Below are 16,482 nucleotides of genomic sequence, written 5' to 3' on the forward strand. Positions count from 1 at the left end.
GACGACAAGGGCCGAGGTATCGCATTACCCGCCATATTGATTGCTGTCGTGCTTCTCGATGATTTTCGCGAACCGCCGGGCAAAACGCTCATCCGCCTTGGCCTTGGCCTCCAGCACCTCGCGGGCAAAGACCATATGATCCTCGTGTTTCTCCATCATTTCGGCCATGCGTGCATTCGTCGCCGCGCCGATCCCGGCCATGGCCGACTGCGCCTCCTGATCCGTTTTCACGCCGATCTCGTTGATGCGGTGCGCCACATCCTGCTGCTGCGCCGTTTTCAGCGATTTGGTCAACGCGTCATACAGCACCACCCGCTGCTTGGTATCGGTCTGCAACTTGTTGATCAGCACCATCTGCGTCGCCGCCTGGTTCTGCAGGGAGTCGATCCAGGTCTTGCCCTTCTCGATATAGCGCTCCAGCGTCTGGGACTTGGCCAGCTTGACCTGCTCCTCCTGCACCAGCGCGTTGTACTTCGCATTGGCCTCCGCCAGTTGCGTTTCCAGCTTGGTGCGTTTCGCGGCATCCGCCTCTGACGCGATGGCGTTTTCCAGCTTGATGATGTCCGGGTCCATGCCACCGATATCGGCACGGATGGTTTCCAGTTCCCCCACCGTCAGTTCTCGTTCATCCAGCGTCTCGCTCAGGTTGCTTTCAACCTTGACCTTCTGCTCTTCCAGCATAGCCAACTGCCCCTCCAGCAACTGGACAATCACATCCGACTTGCTAATCAGATCCTGCAGCTTGTCGTCGATCGAGGCTGAGCGGACGCGTTCCTGCCGCATGCTGTCGGCCTTTGCGCGGGAAAAGATACCGATGAAGGTTTCCATCCCCGTCTTGCTGCGCATCTCATCGAAATCGCGGCTGAACCCGGCAGTGACATCGTCCAGGCCCATGATCAGTTCCGCGATGTTCGCGTTCATGATGTCGGTATGGGCATGGACGTCTTCGAGAGAGGCGTTTTCGATGTCGATCATCGCATCGTCACCGGTCTTCAACTTGGCGCGTGCTGTCTCGATCCGGCTGGTCAGTTCCGCAATCTTGGATTGCGCCTGTGCCACCTGCGCCTGGGATTCCTTGACCTGTGCATCCAAATTCGCCATTAAAATCTCCGTTTTCCAATAGGTTGAAACATATATAGGTAATGTTACGGCAATTTACATCACCCATGCCCGCAATTTAACCGGAGTGTGGCAAATGCCCATGCCCTTGAAAAGAGGGGATCGCGTCAGGTCAGAGGCCAGCGCAGGGTAACAACATGCCCTTTGTCACCGTGATGCGAGGTCAGATCGCCACCCAACTGCTGCGCCGCCGCCTGCATGATACGCATCCCCAGACCAGTCCCGACAATGGTCTGAACGCCGCCCGCAGCAGGTGGTCCGCCGTCATCGACACAGGTCAGCACATAGCTGTCGCCATCAATCTTTCCGATGATGTCCAAGGCCCCCTTGTCGCGCCCCTCGAACGCATATTTCGCCGCGTTCGCGATGGCCTCGTTCACGATCATGCCGACCGCTGACGCGGCACGGGACTGGAGCTTGCATGATTCCACATCATGCCGCACGTGAATGCCTTTCGGCATTTGTGCCGAAGCGGTCAGAACCACGCGATCAAGGAAACTGGTCAGATTTACCATCGCGCCGGCATCGGAAAGATACAATGCCTCATGCAGGTTGCTGACCATGGCAAGCCGGCCCTGTACGGCCTCCAGCGCCTCGCGCGCCTCCTCCGTCTGAACCGAACGAGTCTGAATGCGGATCAACGCCTCCAGCGCCTGCAGGGAGTTCTTTACCCTGTGGTCGACCTCGCGGCGCAGCATTTCGGCAGCACCCAGCGCTTCGCGCAGTTCAAGGTGACGCATCACCTGCTTTGCCAATATCTTCAACGTGGTGCGCTGGGTTTCTCTCAAGACCCTCGGCACACGGTCAAGGACACATAATGTGCCCAACGCCACGCCATCTGCGCCTTTCAGCAAAGCCCCGGCGTAGAACCTGATCTGGTCATCACCCGTGACCAGCGGATTTGCAGCGGTGCGCGGGTCATTGGTTGTATCCTGGACCTCCAGAAAATCACCAGACTGGATGGCATGGGCACAAATACTCATCTGAATTGGCGTTTCCGTCACGTCCAGACCTTGAACCGCCTTGAACCACTGGCGATCCTTTTCGACCAGCGACACCAATGCGATGGGCGTCTGACATATCTCGCCAGCAAGTTTGACGATTTCATCGAAGCCTTCTTCGGGCGCCGTGTCCAGAATGTTGTATCCGCGCAGCAGCGCCAGGCGGATCTCTTCATCGTCAATCAGCTTGTCTGACATCCAGGCTCTTTCATTGCCGCGCCTTATCGGAAAGATGTGGCCCGAACGTGAATTTCACAACGGTATTGTTTAACTGACCTGCCGGGTCAAGGCTGATCGGGCCCTGACCTCTGGGCAGGCAAGAACCCTCTTTTGGGTTCAACCTGTGCAAGCCGCGCCATCGCACCGGACAGGGGCGCGTTCACCCCCCCAACACGGCCCTCACCATGTCGCTTTCAGGATCGGCCAACGCGTCGATGACGTCAAAGTGATGCTTGCCCTCGACAACGACCTGACGCGCGCCCCAGGTCCGCGCCAGCTGCTCGGATTGCTCCAGAAACGCAGGCCGCTCATCCGCGCCGACCCAGACGGTTACGTTGACCCCATGCGGGGGGCTCATGTTGATCGGGCTTTCCGCCAGCGCCTCAGCTGCGTCGATACGCAGCACATCGTTCATCGACGTCTGCATGAGGGGGCCAAGATCAGCAAGGGCGGAGATCGGGGCGATGTTCTCGATCCGGTCGCGCACCTCGGACGGCAGCACCAGCGGATCGGTCATCCGAGACACCAGATGCCCGCCCGCCGAATGACCCACAAGCGACAGCCTGCCGAACGTTCGCCTGGAAATCTCGGTAACGGCCGCGGCAATCTGGGTAGTGATCGTGCCGATGCGCACATCGGGGCAAAGATCATAGGACGGCATGGCGACAGCCCAGCCGCGCGACAATGGCCCGGCGGCCAGGTGGGACCAATAGCTGCTGTCGAATGCCTTCCAGTAACCGCCGTGTACAAAAATAACAGTCCCGCGCGACACGCCTTCGGGCTGAAAGAAATCAAAGACCTGCCTGTCGGAAGGGCCGTAAGACACCCCGACCTGCGCCCGTGCGCCCAGATCGTTACGAAAAGCTGCTGCTGCTTTTTCCCACTTCGGGGGGAATGTGTCAGCGCCCTCGATATGGCCGGAATTGTCATAGGCATCGTCAAACTGCGTCATAAATCGTCCTTTGGATAGCGCCCCGAAATCAAACGGGAACTGGACAATCATAGCCAATGTTGCTTTGGGTGCCACAAACAAAAGCGGAGACAACACAAATGACTGACGCAAAAACCGATCTGAAATCCATGCTCAAGGATCCCGGCCTGTTGGAAACCCGCGCCTATATCGGCGGCAAATGGGTGGACGGGGACGATGGCACATTTGACGTAATGAACCCCGCCCGCGGCGACGTGATCGCCAAGGTTGCGAACCTCAGCCGCGCGCAGGTCGCAGGTGCCATTGCACAGGCCGAAAAGGCGCAAAAGGAATGGGCCGCCTGGACCGGCAAGGAACGCGCCGCCGTCATGCGCAAGTGGTTCGACCTGATGATGGAAAACCAGGAAGACCTTGGGAAAATCCTGACCGCAGAGCAGGGCAAGCCGCTGGCCGAAGCCAAGGGCGAAATCGCCTATGGCGCGTCTTTCATCGAGTTCTTCGGCGAAGAGGCCAAACGCATCTACGGCGAGACGATACCGGGCCACCAGCGCGACAAGCGCATTACGGTGATCAAGCAGCCCATCGGCGTCGCGGCCTCCATCACGCCATGGAACTTTCCCAACGCAATGATCACCCGCAAGGCCGCACCGGCACTGGCTGCCGGCTGCGCTTTCGTCGCGCGCCCCGCTGCGGAAACACCGCTGTCGGCCATCGTCATGGGTGTCCTGGCCGAACGTGCGGGCATCCCTGCCGGGGTATTCAACGTAGTGCCTTCCTCGTCCTCCTCTGCTGTGGGCAAGGAATTCTGCGAAAACCCCGCCGTGCGCAAACTGACCTTCACCGGATCAACCGAGGTGGGTCGCATCCTGCTCAGACAGGCCGCCGATCAGGTCATGAAATGCTCCATGGAACTTGGCGGCAATGCGCCCTTTATCGTCTTTGACGACGCCGATCTCGATGCCGCCGTCGAAGGCGCGATCCTGTGCAAGTTCCGCAACAACGGCCAGACCTGCGTCTGCGCCAACCGGATATACGTCCAGGCAGGCGTCTACGACGCTTTCGCCGCCAAGCTGAAGGACCGCGTCAGCAAAATGAAGGTCGGCGATGGCTTCGAGGACGGCGTCGAACTGGGTCCGCTGATCAACGGCGACGCCAGCGAAAAGGTCAAGGAACACGTCGAGGATGCCGTTTCCAAAGGCGCCCAGATCCTTTTGGGATCGAAAGGCGAAAAGATGGAAGGCAATTTCCTGGCACCGACCATCATCACCGGCGTGACCCAGGAGATGAAAGTCTCCAAGGAAGAGACATTCGGCCCCCTTGCCCCCCTGTTCAAGTTCGATAACGAAGACGACGTGATCGCGATGGCCAATGACACGATCTTCGGACTCGCATCCTACTTCTATGCCAAGGACCTCAGCCGCGTGTACAAAGTAGCCGAGGCACTGGAATATGGCATCGTCGGCGTGAACACCGGCATCATCTCCACCGAGGTTGCCCCCTTCGGCGGCGTCAAGCAGTCCGGCCTGGGCCGCGAGGGCAGCCACCACGGGATCGAAGATTACCTTGAGATGAAATACATCTGCATGTCCGTCTGACCACCCGGTCACCACAGACGCAACATATCCCCTCTCCCCCACGGGGGAGAGGGTTAGGGTGAGGGGGCATGCCCTTACTCAAGCGCTTGATCGGCAATCATTGCCGGATCAATCCTCGCCATCTCCGCATTGAACCGGGCCCATGTGATCGACGCCCGGTTGCCCGCATGTCCGTGATAATGCGACTTGCCGGTGGAGTTCGGCAAACCGGCCCAGATCTTTGCCAGATTGTTCATGAAACCCACGCGCCCCAGCCTGCCCGCGCGGAATTCATGCAGACCCGCCTCCGCCAATAGAACATCTGCCAGACGGTCCTGAACGCCGGGACTGAACCGCGCAGTCGGGGCGATGCCCAACTTCGCCACAACCCGGCGCAATGTCGCCGGGATGAACTGGTATCGGCCGATGGCATGCGGCTGAGCCGGCGTCTCCTCGATCCAGCGGTAGATCTCGGCCAATGTCATCTGCGTCGGAGGTTTCGGTGTTTTGATGCGCGCGCCATGTTGCACCGCGTCATAGCCATCACGCCGCGATTCCGCCGCGCCGATCAGCGCGCGTATCCGCGCAACGTCCGAACCCTGCACCAACGCAAGCGGCGCATTTTCGAACGCAGGTTCATGGGCTGGCCTTTCCGCGAACAGGCCCTGCGCCGCGCGGCCCACAAACAGGCTGGGGTCCGCCTCGCCATCACTCGACAGCGCCCGCGAGGCAATCAACCCGACCCGCGCGCCGCCCCAGTCGCCCTGGGAAAACAATGATCCGCCTTCGGCGCGGGCGTTACTGCCAAGAACCAGGGCACAGAGAACTGTCATCAGAATGGGGAAAACGTCGCGCATCACGGCTCCGGCTCGGGGACCGGCGCAGATTGGCAGTTGCATCCTAATATTCAGTAACTTCCCCCTTGGGAAACCGCGCGGCGATTGCAAGGCCCTGACCGCGCCCGCGTCCGGGCGCAAGAAGCGGTCTGCCGCCGACGCCCTGCGTTCTGCGCAACCTGCCGCCGACGCTGTGGCAAGCGGGAAACCCCCTGCCCATGTTCGGGTTGGCACCACAACCGGCAGGCAGAATGCTTGCCGGGCTCTCGCCAACAACGACTGAAAGGAAGATCTATGACCTTTTCGAAAATCACCCGTACCCTCGTCGGTTCGACGGCGCTCGCGGCTGCATTCTCCATGCCGCTGATGGCGCAGGAAGCACCGGAAACGTCGCCGGCACCGGAAGCGCCGACAACACAGGTCGCGCCCGAAGCCACCCCCGAGGTTCCGGCCGAGATTGCCAGCACCACAAAGGAAGCGATCGAGAACGGCACAGCCGTCGCCGTGACCTCTGATGATGCGGTGATCGGCAAGATCGAAACGGTGACCGCCCTGGAGGACGGCACCAACCGCTATGAAATCGCCCTGGGCGACACATATGATGTCGAAGGGGGCCGCGTGGCGATCCAAAGCACAGACCAATTGAATTCCGAAGGTCAGCTCGAACTGGAAGTCACCGAACAGGAATTCGCCGCCGCAGTCCAGCAGCAGCTGGGCAGTGGTGCAGGGACGGGCACCGAGACGCAGACAAACTGACTTCTCCCGGTTTGAACCCAAGGCTGCCTCGGCTGTCCTGGGGGTCGGTTCTGCTGTGGCAGTGCCGGCCCCCTTTTGTCAGATTTCGGGCCTTGCAGGCGATCCTCACCTCCTGCTGAAAAGCCTTTCAACCCATTGCCTGACAAGTAATCATCAAAAAGCCCGGAACATCTCTGCTCCGGGCCCCGGTCCGTCTTGAGTGAGGTTCAGACCGTGATCCGCCCCTTGGGGTTGACCAGCGTGAACCGGCCGCCTCAGTTGACGGATTTCGCGTCGACGACATCCTTGTCCAGCGCCTTGGTATCCGATGCGATCTGGATCTGGCGCGGCTTCAGCGCCTCGGGAACCTGACGCTGCAGTTCGATGTGCAGCATGCCGTTGGAATGCGTCGCACCTGTCACTTGGACATGGTCCGCCAGATGGAACCGGCGTTCGAATGCCCGTGTCGCGATGCCGCGATGCAGAAAGGTCTTGTCTTCGTCCCCATCAGCTTTGCGCGCGGACACGATCAGCGCCTTTTCACGGACCTCGACGCTCAGGTCAGCGTCGGCAAAACCTGCCACCGCAATCGAAATGCGATAGCTGTCGTCGTTCAGTTTCTCGATGTTGTAAGGGGGGTAGCTGGGGGTGGCCCCATCATTGCTCAACACGCGATCCATCATGTTGGCAATCTGGTCAAAACCAACGCTGGACCGGTAAAGCGGTGCAAAATCATAAGTACGCATTTGTCATCCTCATCTTTGAGCGATTAACGATACGAGCCTTCCACCATTGGACAGGCCCAGTTCTGTTATCAGGACCCTGCAGAGGCGTCCTGATGCCGAAGATGTGGGAATAAAACGTCGGGGTTTCAAGTCCCCCGCAGGTAGCTCAGGGGCGCACGAATTTCGCGCCCGTGCTTGTGCTGCGTTGACCGGCCAAAATGCTTTTGCTGCCGCTGCCACTCACCGGGAACACGCCCTGTCCAGCAACCATTTGCGCCTGCAACAATGCCAGCGGCGTAGACAGCGCCGTCCCGAGGGAAACCGTTTCCCCCTCCACTTCCGCCTTGGCCGACACCACGGAAACGACATGCGCCTCGCCGTTTTCAAGCGAAAAGATCGGCGCGCCGCTTGATCCGAAATCAACGGAGCAGGAGGTGACCAGAACGCCCTCTTGCTGCGCGATCACCTTGCAGACCTCTTGCAATGAGGGCGCTTCGGACCGGTCTTTGGCGTAACTGACAACGCCAACGGAATCGCCCGGTCTGGGGCGCGCGGCAGTGCCGAAGGGCTTGATCGTAGTGTTGTTGATCGGTCGCTGCAGTTCCAGCAGCGCCAGATCGTTGCGAACCCGATCCGAAGATACGACTCCGTCATAAATGTAATCGGGGTGAACCACCGCCCTGCGGATGTCCCGGTAGGCACCGGCGCGCCCGTTACGCCATCCGGCGAGAAAGCGCACCTTGCTGTGATCGACGCGCTGTTTCGTCTCGCGGTCAAACAGGCAATGGGCCGCGGTGAGCACAAGGCGTGGGGCGATCAGCGTGCCGGTGCAAAACCCGATTCCGGCGATATCGAGCCGACCTACGGCCTCCCAGGCGGCCGCGTCGTCACCCGAATCCAGACGCTTGAGTCCGGCGTCCTGCGCAAAAGCCGCCGAGGTGGTGACGATCACCATCAGAGTAAATCCCAATAAGCGCTGCACGAAAATCCCCCAAGCAAAGTCGCTGCTGCCTTGTTATCGACAACTTGCGGCAAAAATTGGGCAACGCCTTTAACGCAACCGTGGAATTTCCGCCTCGGCAGGCAATTTTCCGCACAGGGCGGGCGGTTTTGGCCCCCCTGACGCCCAATCCAGCAGCTCCACTGTATGGACAACAGGAACCGACGCCGCAGACCCGATCTGCATCATGCAGCCGATGTTGCCTGCGGCGATGACGTCGGGTTGCTGCGCCTCCAGCGTGTGCACTTTCCGGGCCTTCAATTGCTTCGAAATTTCCGGCTGCATCAGGTTATACGTCCCTGCCGAACCGCAACACAGGTGTGGGTCCGCAGGCTCCACCACGGTGAATCCAGCAGCCTTCAACAGGTCCTTCGGATGGTTTTTGATTTGCTGGCCATGCTGCAGCGAACAGGCCGCGTGATAGGCCACGGTCAAACCTGCTGCGGGCGGCTGATGATCGCTGCCGCGCGCCGCTGCCGCCGCCATCTGACCTGTGGCAAGCCCATCGGACAGGTCTGTCAAAACTTCGGATACATCCTTTGTAATCGCGGAAACCCGCGCGGCATCTGCCGCCAGTGGATCGTTCCTGAACATATGGCCATAATCCTTGACCGTGGTGCCGCAGCCCGAGGTGTTGATCACGATGGCGTCCAGCCCGTCGTCGTCCATCTCGGCAGTCCATGCGCGAATGTTGCGCGCAGCCGATTCATGGCTTTCGTCGGTCTTTCCCATATGATGGGTCAAGGCACCGCAGCAGCCCGCCCCCTGTGCCACGACAACCTCGCAGCCCATGCGGGTCAAAAGCCTGATCGTTGCGTCGTTGATATCGGTGTTCAACGCCTTCTGCGCGCAGCCCGTCATCAGCGCCACCCGTCTCCTGCGGTCACCCTTGGCGGAAAACGTCTGGGGATCATCATTCCGGCTGACCGGAGGAATGACCCTGGGCGCCATGTCCAGCATCGCCCGCAAACGCGCATCCGGCATCAGCCGGGCAAAGGGGCGTCCGATCTTTGCACCCAGCAAGGCCACCCGAAACCGCATCGGATGGGGGAGGATACGCGCCAGCATCCAGCGCAAGGCACGATCACCCCAGGGCCGCCTGTAGTTCTGCTCGATATAGCTGCGGGCATGATCCACCAAATGCATATAGTGGACCCCGGACGGACAGGTCGTCATACAGGCCAGACAGGACAGGCAGCGGTCGATATGTTTGACCGTCCTGGCATCCGGCACCCGTTCGTTCTCCAGCATGTCCTTGATTAGGTAGATACGGCCCCTGGGGCTGTCCAACTCGTCCCCCAGTAATTGGTAAGTCGGGCAGGTGGCGGTACAGAACCCGCAATGCACGCAGGACCGCAGAATCTCATTGCTGCGCGCGACGTCGGGATCATTCAACTGGGCCGGGGTAAAGGTGGTCTGCATGACTGCTCCGTTAACTGTTATCTGACAACGGGCTCAGCCCACCAGCAACTGGGCGGAGGCCAGGCCGAACCAGGGCACGGTGGTCCCTCCTGCGCCCAGTATTCCGGTCCAGCGGTGCATCTGCAGTCCCGGCTCCGCCCGCCGGAATGCCTGCGCACCAAGGGCCAGCACGCCGATCCAGGCGAGCCACAGTGCCAGAATGCAGCCCACCGTCAGCATCACATCACTCCCCCATGGTCCTGCGAGGCCAAAGCGCAGCCCAAGTCCGAACAGGGCAAAGACTCCCGCGAAGACAGCCAGCGCATGCAGCCCATGCCGCGACGGGGTCGGCTGCGTCAATGCCCGGAAGACCAACGGCCCGGCAACAAAGAACATCGTGAAAATTCCGATCAGGACTGTCATACAGCCTCCATCACTCCGGGGTTGAAGATGCCCTTTGGGTCAAACCGTGCGCGCAGTCCCGCTGACAACCGTGCCACGCCGGGCAATTCCGGTTGGAACCGGCCCAGCCGCGCCTTGGTCGCCTCGTCTGCGCGAACCAGGGTCGCATGGCCGCCAAACACCCCCAACCGACCGCGCAGGTCATGGCCCGGTGGCACCCGCAACCAGATCAGCCCGCCGGACCAGTCGAAGTAATGTGCCTCGGCCCCCGACCTTGCCGCCAGTTCCGGCCCCGCCGACGGCTTGCATGACACCCGCCAGACATCGCCCGAAACACCGTGAAAGGCTTCGGCATCCCGCAATGCCACCCATTTCCGTGCCGAGGCGTCGGATTGCAGAACATGCACGTCGGTGCCGCCCAACAGGTCCTTCAATCGCCCCATCCTGTAAGAAACCGAAGCTTCAAATCCTTCAAGCCGCAGATAGCTTTCCCCCGCGGCCGGATCATGGGCCGCTCCGGTGACCTCAAAGGGGCTGCCCATCGCGCGACACAACGCCGCCACGGCACGCATATCGTCAAGACCAGACAGCACCAGAGTTGCCTCGGTCTCGGGGCGGGGCAGCACTTTCAGCGACACCTCCGTCAGGACGCCCAGGGTGCCAAATGACCCCGCCATCAGCTTGACCAGATCATAGCCCGTGACATTCTTCATCACGCGTCCGCCATTCTTGATCACCGCGCCCTGACCGTCGACAAATCGAACCCCAAGCAGGAAATCTCGCGCCGCCCCGACGGCCAGACGCCGTGGCCCGCCAACATTCGCCGCGAATATCCCGCCGATCGTCGGTTCGCCTTTCGTCGCCAAGAGCCCCCTGTGGTCCATCGGCTCGAAGGCCAGCCGCTGGTTTTCCCTGGCGAGGGCCTGTTCGATCGCCGCGACAGGCGTCCCTCCCTGCGCAACCATCGTAAGCGCCCCCGGCTCATAAAGCGTGATCCCCGTGAGGCCCGCCACGCTCAGGACTTTGCCCGCTCCGGCCAGACCACGCGTGCCGCCACCGCATACCGACAGAGGTGCCTTGGCCCCGGCTATTGCCTCGCAGACTTCCGTTTCAGAACTGATCTTCATATTCTTTTTGGCCTTAAATATTCCCGGGGGTTTGGGGGCAGCGCCCCCAACGGATCGCCGGGGTCACCCGGCGACTTCACTCGGCTGCCAGCATCACCGCGCGCCGCCGTTCAGACGCGTCCAGCGGGAACACCTTGGCCGGGTTCAACAGCCACGCCGGGTCGAACACATCCTTCACCGCCATCTGCGCCTCCAGATCCTCCGGCGCGTATTGAACATGCATAAGGTCCCGCTTCTCGATCCCAACGCCATGCTCACCTGTCAGGCATCCGCCGACCTCGACACAAAGCTTCAGAATCTCTGCCCCAAACGCCTCGCATAGCTCCAGATCGCCGGGCTTGTTGGCATCAAACAGGATCAGCGGATGCATGTTGCCATCCCCCGCATGAAAGACATTGCCGACCTTCAGGCCATATTCCGCACTCATCTCCTTGATTCTGCGCAAGACCATCGGCAAGGAAGAAACCGGAATCGTCCCGTCGAGACACATGTAGTCGTTGATCTGCCCCATCGCGCCAAAGGCGGACTTGCGACCCAGCCAGATCTTGGCCGATTCCTCCGCCGATTTGCTCTCGCGCAACTCAATCGGGTTATGCCGCTGCGCAATCTCCTTGATCAACGAAAGCTGATGGTCGATTTCCGCGACCGATCCCTCGACCTCGACGATCAACAAGGCCTCGCACATCGGGTATCCCGCCTTTGCAAAAGCTTCTGTCGCCTCGATGCAGGGGCGGTCCATGAATTCGATCGCAACCGGCAACACACCCGCTTTGATGATGTCCGACACACAGGCCCCTGCCACCTCGTTGTCGTCAAATCCCATCAGGACAGGGCGCGCGCCCTCCGGCTTGGGCAGGATGCGCAGGGTCGCCTCGGTCACGACGCCCAGTTGACCTTCCGATCCGCAGATCAGCCCCAGCAGGTCAAGGCCCCCGGCATCCAGATGGCCCCCGCCGATTTCTACAATCTCGCCGTCCATCATCACCATGGTGACACCCAGCAGGTTGTTGGTTGTCACGCCGTATTTCAGGCAATGCGCCCCGCCTGAATTCATCGCGATGTTCCCGGCGATGGCACAGGCCAGCTGGCTTGACGGGTCCGGCGCGTAGAAAAACCCATCCGCCTCTACCGCACCCGTCACACTGAGATTGGTCCGCCCGGTCTGCACCCGTATCAGACGGTTGACGTAATCGGTTTCGATCACCTCGTTCATGCGGGCCACACCAAGGATCACGCAATCCGCCGTCGGCAAGGCGCCACCCGCCAGCGATGTCCCCGACCCGCGCGGCACCACAGGCACCCCCTCCGCATGGCAGATCCGCAGAATCGCGGCGACCTCTGCCGTGGTGGAGGGCAGCACCGCCACCATTGGCGGGCATCTGTAAGCGGTCAGCGCGTCACATTCATAGGCGCGCGTCTCTCTTGGGTCGTCGATCACCGCGTCACTTGGCAAGACATCACGCAACCGCGCCACGATACGCGCCTTGCGCGCAAGGACCGAAGCATCCGGGACCGGCATTTCCATCGCACTACTCCAATTTGGTAAAATAATATGACCAATTTACCGCTATGGCAATAGTATTCCAGTCGCGTATGAACAACCCATGAATTGGATCGACCGCCTTGCCCTGTTTGACCCGCTGGATTTTTCAGCCGTGATGATCATCCTCTTGCTTTGGCTGCTTCTTGGGTGGCGCATTGAGAACCCTGCCGCCACGCGGCCCTCGGTGTCCGTGCTGATGGCAGAGTATCGCCGCGAATGGATGCGCCAGATGATCACCCGCCAGCCCCGCATTTTCGATGCCCAGACCATCAGCACGCTCAGGCAGGGCTCTTCATTCCTCGCCTCCACTTGCGTGATCGCCATCGGCGGGACACTCGCGCTGATTGGCAATGCCGAACGTCTTGCCAGCGTGGCGAAAGACCTGACATTGGCGCATCAGCCCGTCTTTGTCTGGGAAATCAAACTGTTGCTTGTTGTTTTCTTCCTGGCGAACGCTTTTTTGAAGTTTATCTGGTCAAACCGGCTCTTCGGCTATTGTTCTGTCCTGATGGCGGCAGTGCCCAATGACGTAGCCGATCCCGATGCGCCCCGGATGGCCCACAAGGCCGCCGAAATAAACGTCTTTGCCGCGCGCAGCTTCAACCGTGGCCTGCGCTCCGTCTATTTCGGGCTTGCCAGCGTCGCCTGGCTGGGCGGTGCCGTGCTGTTGATCGGTGGTGCATTTGTGACACTATTTGTGATCTGGAGACGGGAATTTGCCTCCCACTCTCGGGGGATACTCTTGGAAAAGTAGATATGCTAAATATATAGCTTCCAGTTTTCCCTAGGTGAGTCCCATGTTCAAGCGATCCATTCTGGCCATAGCTCTTGCCACGACGCCTGTGCTGGCGGACCCGCCGGTGATACAGAACGTCAACATTAAGAAAACCGGCGACAGCTGGGACTTCGACGTGACCATCAAGCATACAGATACCGGCTGGGACGACTATGCCGATGGCTGGCGCATCCTGGATGGCGAGGGCAAGGAACTGGGCCTGCGCAATCTTGCACACCCCCATGTGAATGAGCAGCCTTTCACCCGCTCCCTTTCAGGGGTCAACATCCCCGACGGGGTGACGGAAATCGGTATTCAGGCACGCGACACGGTCAACGGCTGGTCGCCCGATATCAAGCGCATCAAGCTGCGTTGATCCGCGCTGTAACCATGCGGCAGCCAGTCAGGGCCGCACGCAAAGTTCATCTGCCCATCAGTTTCGGTGATGCCCATCAGTTTCGGTGATACGGCCCGCCGGACAGGATGGATGCGGCACGGTACAATTGTTCGGACAGCATCACCCGTACCAGCATATGCGGCCAGACCATTTTGCCGAAAGACAGCCCATGCAGCGCCTTGGCGCGCAGTTCGGGGTCTATCCCGTCAGCCCCGCCAATCACAAAGGCAAGATCACTGACCCCGCCATCGCGCCAGCCCGCCAGACGTTTTGCAAATTTCGGAGACGCCTCAACAGTGCCGCGCTCGTCCAGAATGCACAGGGTCGCCCCCTTCGGCAGGGCCTTTTCCAGCAGGACCGCCTCGGCAGACATGCCGCCGCCCTTGCGGTCATCCACTTCGATTACCTGCGCCGGACCAAGGCCCAGCCCCCTGCCTGTCCGGTCGAACCGGGTCAGGTAGTCATCGACCAGATCCTTTTCGGGACCATTTCGCAGGCGCCCGACAGCACAGATATGTACGCGCATGGCGCCGACCCGAAAAAATCAGTTCTGCGCTGCGGTCTCGCCGCCCGCCATCCACATCTTCTCTAACTGGTAGAAGTCGCGCACTTCGGGACGGAACACATGTACGATGACATCGCCTGTGTCGATCAGGACCCAATCCCCGATGTCCTTGCCTTCCATCTTCGGCGTGACACCAAATTCGTCCTTGATCTTCTGCGCGAGCTTTTCGGCAATCGACGACACCTGCCGCGTGGACCGACCAGAGCAGATCACCATGTGATCCCCAATCGCCGTCTTCCCGCGCAGATCAATCTGTACGATGTCTTCGGCCTTGTCGTCTTGAAGAGAGTTGAGAACAGCGGCCAGCACAGCGTCGCTTGTGGCCATATCAGCGGCAGCCGTCACGACAGCCGCCTGAGGTTTCGCAGCCAAAGCTGCGTTGGCTTGGGTTGACAGGACATTGTCCTCCTTTTCAATGCACCGTTTCCCCCGGTGCCGGGTAACCCCAAATTAGCAATCCGGGGGTGACAATTCAATGACAACCGGGATTTGTCGGCATTTACCAGCCTTCCCAGGTGATGCTGCTGCTTTCCTTGGCACCAGGTTTTTCAAGGCACCGCAGATATCCAGCACGAAACCACGCGCACCGCAGAAAGAAACCGACTGGTTGAAATCGCTGATTTCCGATTTGGATGACGGGTTGCCAGCCCGCCCGCCGCATGCGCCCTTGCGCAGCACCCGGTCCGGTCGCATCCGCCAGCAGCTGTTGATCACCGCGATTCGGGCGGGAAAGGGTCTACACCGGTCGCATGACAAGTCAATCCGGTGCCGTAGTCCGGGCTTTGCGCGACAGTGCCAGTTTGCTGTCTTCCAGCATCAGGACCTCGCGTTGCGGGAAGGGGATGGAAATATCGTTTTCCTTGAAAGCATCCCAGAGCGCCAGATAGACGTTGCCGCGAATGTTGGTCAGCCCGCCGGTGGGGTCCTTGATCCAGAACCGCAGAATGTAGTCGACCGAACTGTCGCCAAAGCCGACGATGTGACAAACTGGCGCCTTGAAACTGAGTACCCTTTCCACGCTTGACGCGGCCTCTATCGCAAGCTTGCGGACGACATGGGGATCATCGCCATAGGCGGTGCCAAAATAGATGTCCAACCGCACGAAATCATTCGAGTGGGACCAGTTGACCACCTGCCCGGTGATCAGGTCCTCGTTCGGGATCAGGTATTCCTTGCCGTCCCGCGTCACAACCGACGCGTAGCGCGCGCCCAGGGTCTGGATCCAGCCGAATGTCTCTCCCAATGAGATCACGTCGCCCGGCTTGATCGACTTGTCGATCAGGATGATGACTCCCGAGACGAGGTTCGACACGACCTTTTGCAGACCAAAACCAAGGCCGACACCGATGGCACCTGACAGCACCGCCAGCCCGGTCAGGTCGATGCCGACCGCCTTGACCCCCATGAAAAAGGCAAAGCCATAAAGCGCCAGCTGGATACCCTTGACCGCAAGGACCTGCATCGAGGGGCTGATTTCCTCGTTCTTGCGGATCGTGCTGGCCGTTGCCTGACTGACCAGCCGTGCCACGGTGAACAGGGCACCGATCACCACCAGCGCGGTGATCAAGGTGAGGATTGACAGGCGGACATCGCCAACTTCGATGGCAAGGCCGTCCAGAAATGCCGCGACATCGTCCGAAATGTTGAGGAAATAGAGCGTGGCGTAGATCCACAAGGCCCAGGTCACGATACGGCGCAGCGGCCGGTTGCGCACCAGTTGTGCGGCAAATGCGATACCGACCCAGACAATTGCCAGGGTCGCGGCAAGACCGATCAGGTAGGAACGCGACGGCCAGGTGACGTTCTGCATTACCGTGTAGACCATATAGGCCATAAGCGAGAACCAGATCAGCCCCAGCCTGCGGCGCACCTGCACAATGACCCGCAACTGCCACTTCGCCCAGCCCTGCCGCGACCGAACCCAATTGCGGACCCCCCGATCGCTGAACCGGTGCAATACCCAGGCAATCAGCGCCAGTCCAAGCACGATCAACACCTGGTTCTGCCGCCAACCGGGCTGGATCACACCCGACAAGAAACCCATTGCGTTGATCCAGACGCTCTCAAGCGAACCCAGGAAATGTGCAAACGGGTCTGTGGATTGATCCATGTCTTACCTCGCTACCGAACGG

The 16,482-nt window shown here is 60.2% G+C and carries 17 protein-coding genes; 4 read left to right on the plus strand and 13 right to left on the minus strand.

Annotated elements, in window-relative coordinates:
* Positions 1-24 precede the first annotated feature (24 nt).
* The 3 genes from A8B82_RS03780 to A8B82_RS03790 form a co-directional block, all read right to left on the minus strand.
* Positions 25-1,101 (minus strand): hypothetical protein, encoded by a 1,077-nt coding sequence (locus A8B82_RS03780; RefSeq protein ID WP_067288355.1) that lies wholly within the window; start codon positions 1,099-1,101, stop codon positions 25-27.
* A 125-nt stretch (positions 1,102-1,226) separates the two neighbouring features.
* Positions 1,227-2,318, minus strand: coding sequence for a histidine kinase dimerization/phosphoacceptor domain -containing protein (locus tag A8B82_RS03785; protein ID WP_067288356.1), 1,092 nt, complete (start codon positions 2,316-2,318; stop codon positions 1,227-1,229).
* 181 nt (positions 2,319-2,499) lie between these two features.
* A complete protein-coding gene (locus tag A8B82_RS03790; protein ID WP_067288365.1) occupies positions 2,500-3,291 on the minus strand; it encodes an alpha/beta hydrolase in 792 nt (263 codons plus the stop codon).
* A gap of 98 nt (positions 3,292-3,389) precedes the next feature.
* On the opposite strand from A8B82_RS03790, the gene A8B82_RS03795 reads away from it, so the two are divergent.
* Positions 3,390-4,865 carry an NAD-dependent succinate-semialdehyde dehydrogenase gene (locus A8B82_RS03795; RefSeq protein ID WP_067288368.1) on the plus strand — a complete coding sequence of 492 codons (1,476 nt, stop codon included), beginning with the start codon at positions 3,390-3,392 and terminating at the stop codon, positions 4,863-4,865.
* A gap of 74 nt (positions 4,866-4,939) precedes the next feature.
* Here A8B82_RS03795 and A8B82_RS03800 read toward each other — a convergent pair whose 3' ends face one another.
* Positions 4,940-5,701: a hypothetical protein gene (locus A8B82_RS03800; RefSeq protein WP_067288370.1), complete on the minus strand. Its 762-nt coding sequence runs from the start codon at positions 5,699-5,701 to the stop codon at positions 4,940-4,942.
* Positions 5,702-5,974: 273 nt separating this feature from the next.
* On the opposite strand from A8B82_RS03800, the gene A8B82_RS03805 reads away from it, so the two are divergent.
* Positions 5,975-6,436: a hypothetical protein gene (locus A8B82_RS03805; RefSeq protein ID WP_067288371.1), complete on the plus strand. Its 462-nt coding sequence runs from the start codon at positions 5,975-5,977 to the stop codon at positions 6,434-6,436.
* A 254-nt stretch (positions 6,437-6,690) separates the two neighbouring features.
* Here the strand turns inward: A8B82_RS03805 and A8B82_RS03810 are convergent, their stop codons facing one another.
* From A8B82_RS03810 to A8B82_RS03835, 6 genes are all read right to left on the minus strand, one after another.
* Positions 6,691-7,161: an Hsp20 family protein gene (locus tag A8B82_RS03810; RefSeq protein ID WP_067288372.1), complete on the minus strand. Its 471-nt coding sequence runs from the start codon at positions 7,159-7,161 to the stop codon at positions 6,691-6,693.
* A gap of 145 nt (positions 7,162-7,306) precedes the next feature.
* Positions 7,307-8,095: a trypsin-like serine peptidase gene (locus A8B82_RS03815; protein WP_067288375.1), complete on the minus strand. Its 789-nt coding sequence runs from the start codon at positions 8,093-8,095 to the stop codon at positions 7,307-7,309.
* Between the two features lie 96 nt (positions 8,096-8,191).
* Positions 8,192-9,562, minus strand: a complete 1,371-nt coding sequence (glcF, locus tag A8B82_RS03820) for a glycolate oxidase subunit GlcF (RefSeq protein ID WP_067288378.1) — start codon at positions 9,560-9,562, stop codon at positions 8,192-8,194.
* Positions 9,563-9,595: 33 nt separating this feature from the next.
* Entirely contained in the window at positions 9,596-9,964 is a 369-nt protein-coding gene (locus A8B82_RS03825) for a hypothetical protein (RefSeq protein WP_067288381.1), read from the minus strand.
* Positions 9,961-11,070, minus strand: coding sequence for an FAD-binding protein (locus tag A8B82_RS03830; RefSeq protein WP_067288384.1), 1,110 nt, complete (start codon positions 11,068-11,070; stop codon positions 9,961-9,963). The genes A8B82_RS03825 and A8B82_RS03830 overlap by 4 nt, the downstream gene beginning before the upstream one ends.
* A gap of 76 nt (positions 11,071-11,146) precedes the next feature.
* Positions 11,147-12,595 carry an FAD-linked oxidase C-terminal domain-containing protein gene (locus A8B82_RS03835; protein ID WP_067288386.1) on the minus strand — a complete coding sequence of 483 codons (1,449 nt, stop codon included), beginning with the start codon at positions 12,593-12,595 and terminating at the stop codon, positions 11,147-11,149.
* Positions 12,596-12,674: 79 nt separating this feature from the next.
* On the opposite strand from A8B82_RS03835, the gene A8B82_RS03840 reads away from it, so the two are divergent.
* Entirely contained in the window at positions 12,675-13,367 is a 693-nt protein-coding gene (locus tag A8B82_RS03840) for a DUF599 domain-containing protein (protein ID WP_067288389.1), read from the plus strand.
* 43 nt (positions 13,368-13,410) lie between these two features.
* Entirely contained in the window at positions 13,411-13,764 is a 354-nt protein-coding gene (locus tag A8B82_RS03845) for a hypothetical protein (protein WP_067288392.1), read from the plus strand.
* Between the two features lie 76 nt (positions 13,765-13,840).
* On the opposite strand, the gene rlmH is transcribed toward A8B82_RS03845, so the two are convergent.
* The 3 genes from rlmH to A8B82_RS03860 all read right to left on the minus strand — a co-directional run bounded on the left by rlmH (position 13,841) and on the right by A8B82_RS03860 (position 16,460).
* Positions 13,841-14,311 (minus strand): 23S rRNA (pseudouridine(1915)-N(3))-methyltransferase RlmH, encoded by a 471-nt coding sequence (rlmH, locus tag A8B82_RS03850; RefSeq protein ID WP_067288397.1) that lies wholly within the window; start codon positions 14,309-14,311, stop codon positions 13,841-13,843.
* 18 nt (positions 14,312-14,329) lie between these two features.
* Positions 14,330-14,695 carry a ribosome silencing factor gene (rsfS, locus tag A8B82_RS03855; protein WP_082899128.1) on the minus strand — a complete coding sequence of 122 codons (366 nt, stop codon included), beginning with the start codon at positions 14,693-14,695 and terminating at the stop codon, positions 14,330-14,332.
* A gap of 412 nt (positions 14,696-15,107) precedes the next feature.
* Complete coding sequence (locus A8B82_RS03860; protein WP_067288399.1) at positions 15,108-16,460, minus strand: mechanosensitive ion channel family protein; 1,353 nt, start codon at positions 16,458-16,460, stop codon at positions 15,108-15,110.
* Positions 16,461-16,482 lie beyond the last annotated feature (22 nt).

The organism is Sulfitobacter sp. EhC04, from assembly GCF_001650875.1.
Taxonomy (GTDB): Bacteria; Pseudomonadota; Alphaproteobacteria; order Rhodobacterales; family Rhodobacteraceae; genus Sulfitobacter.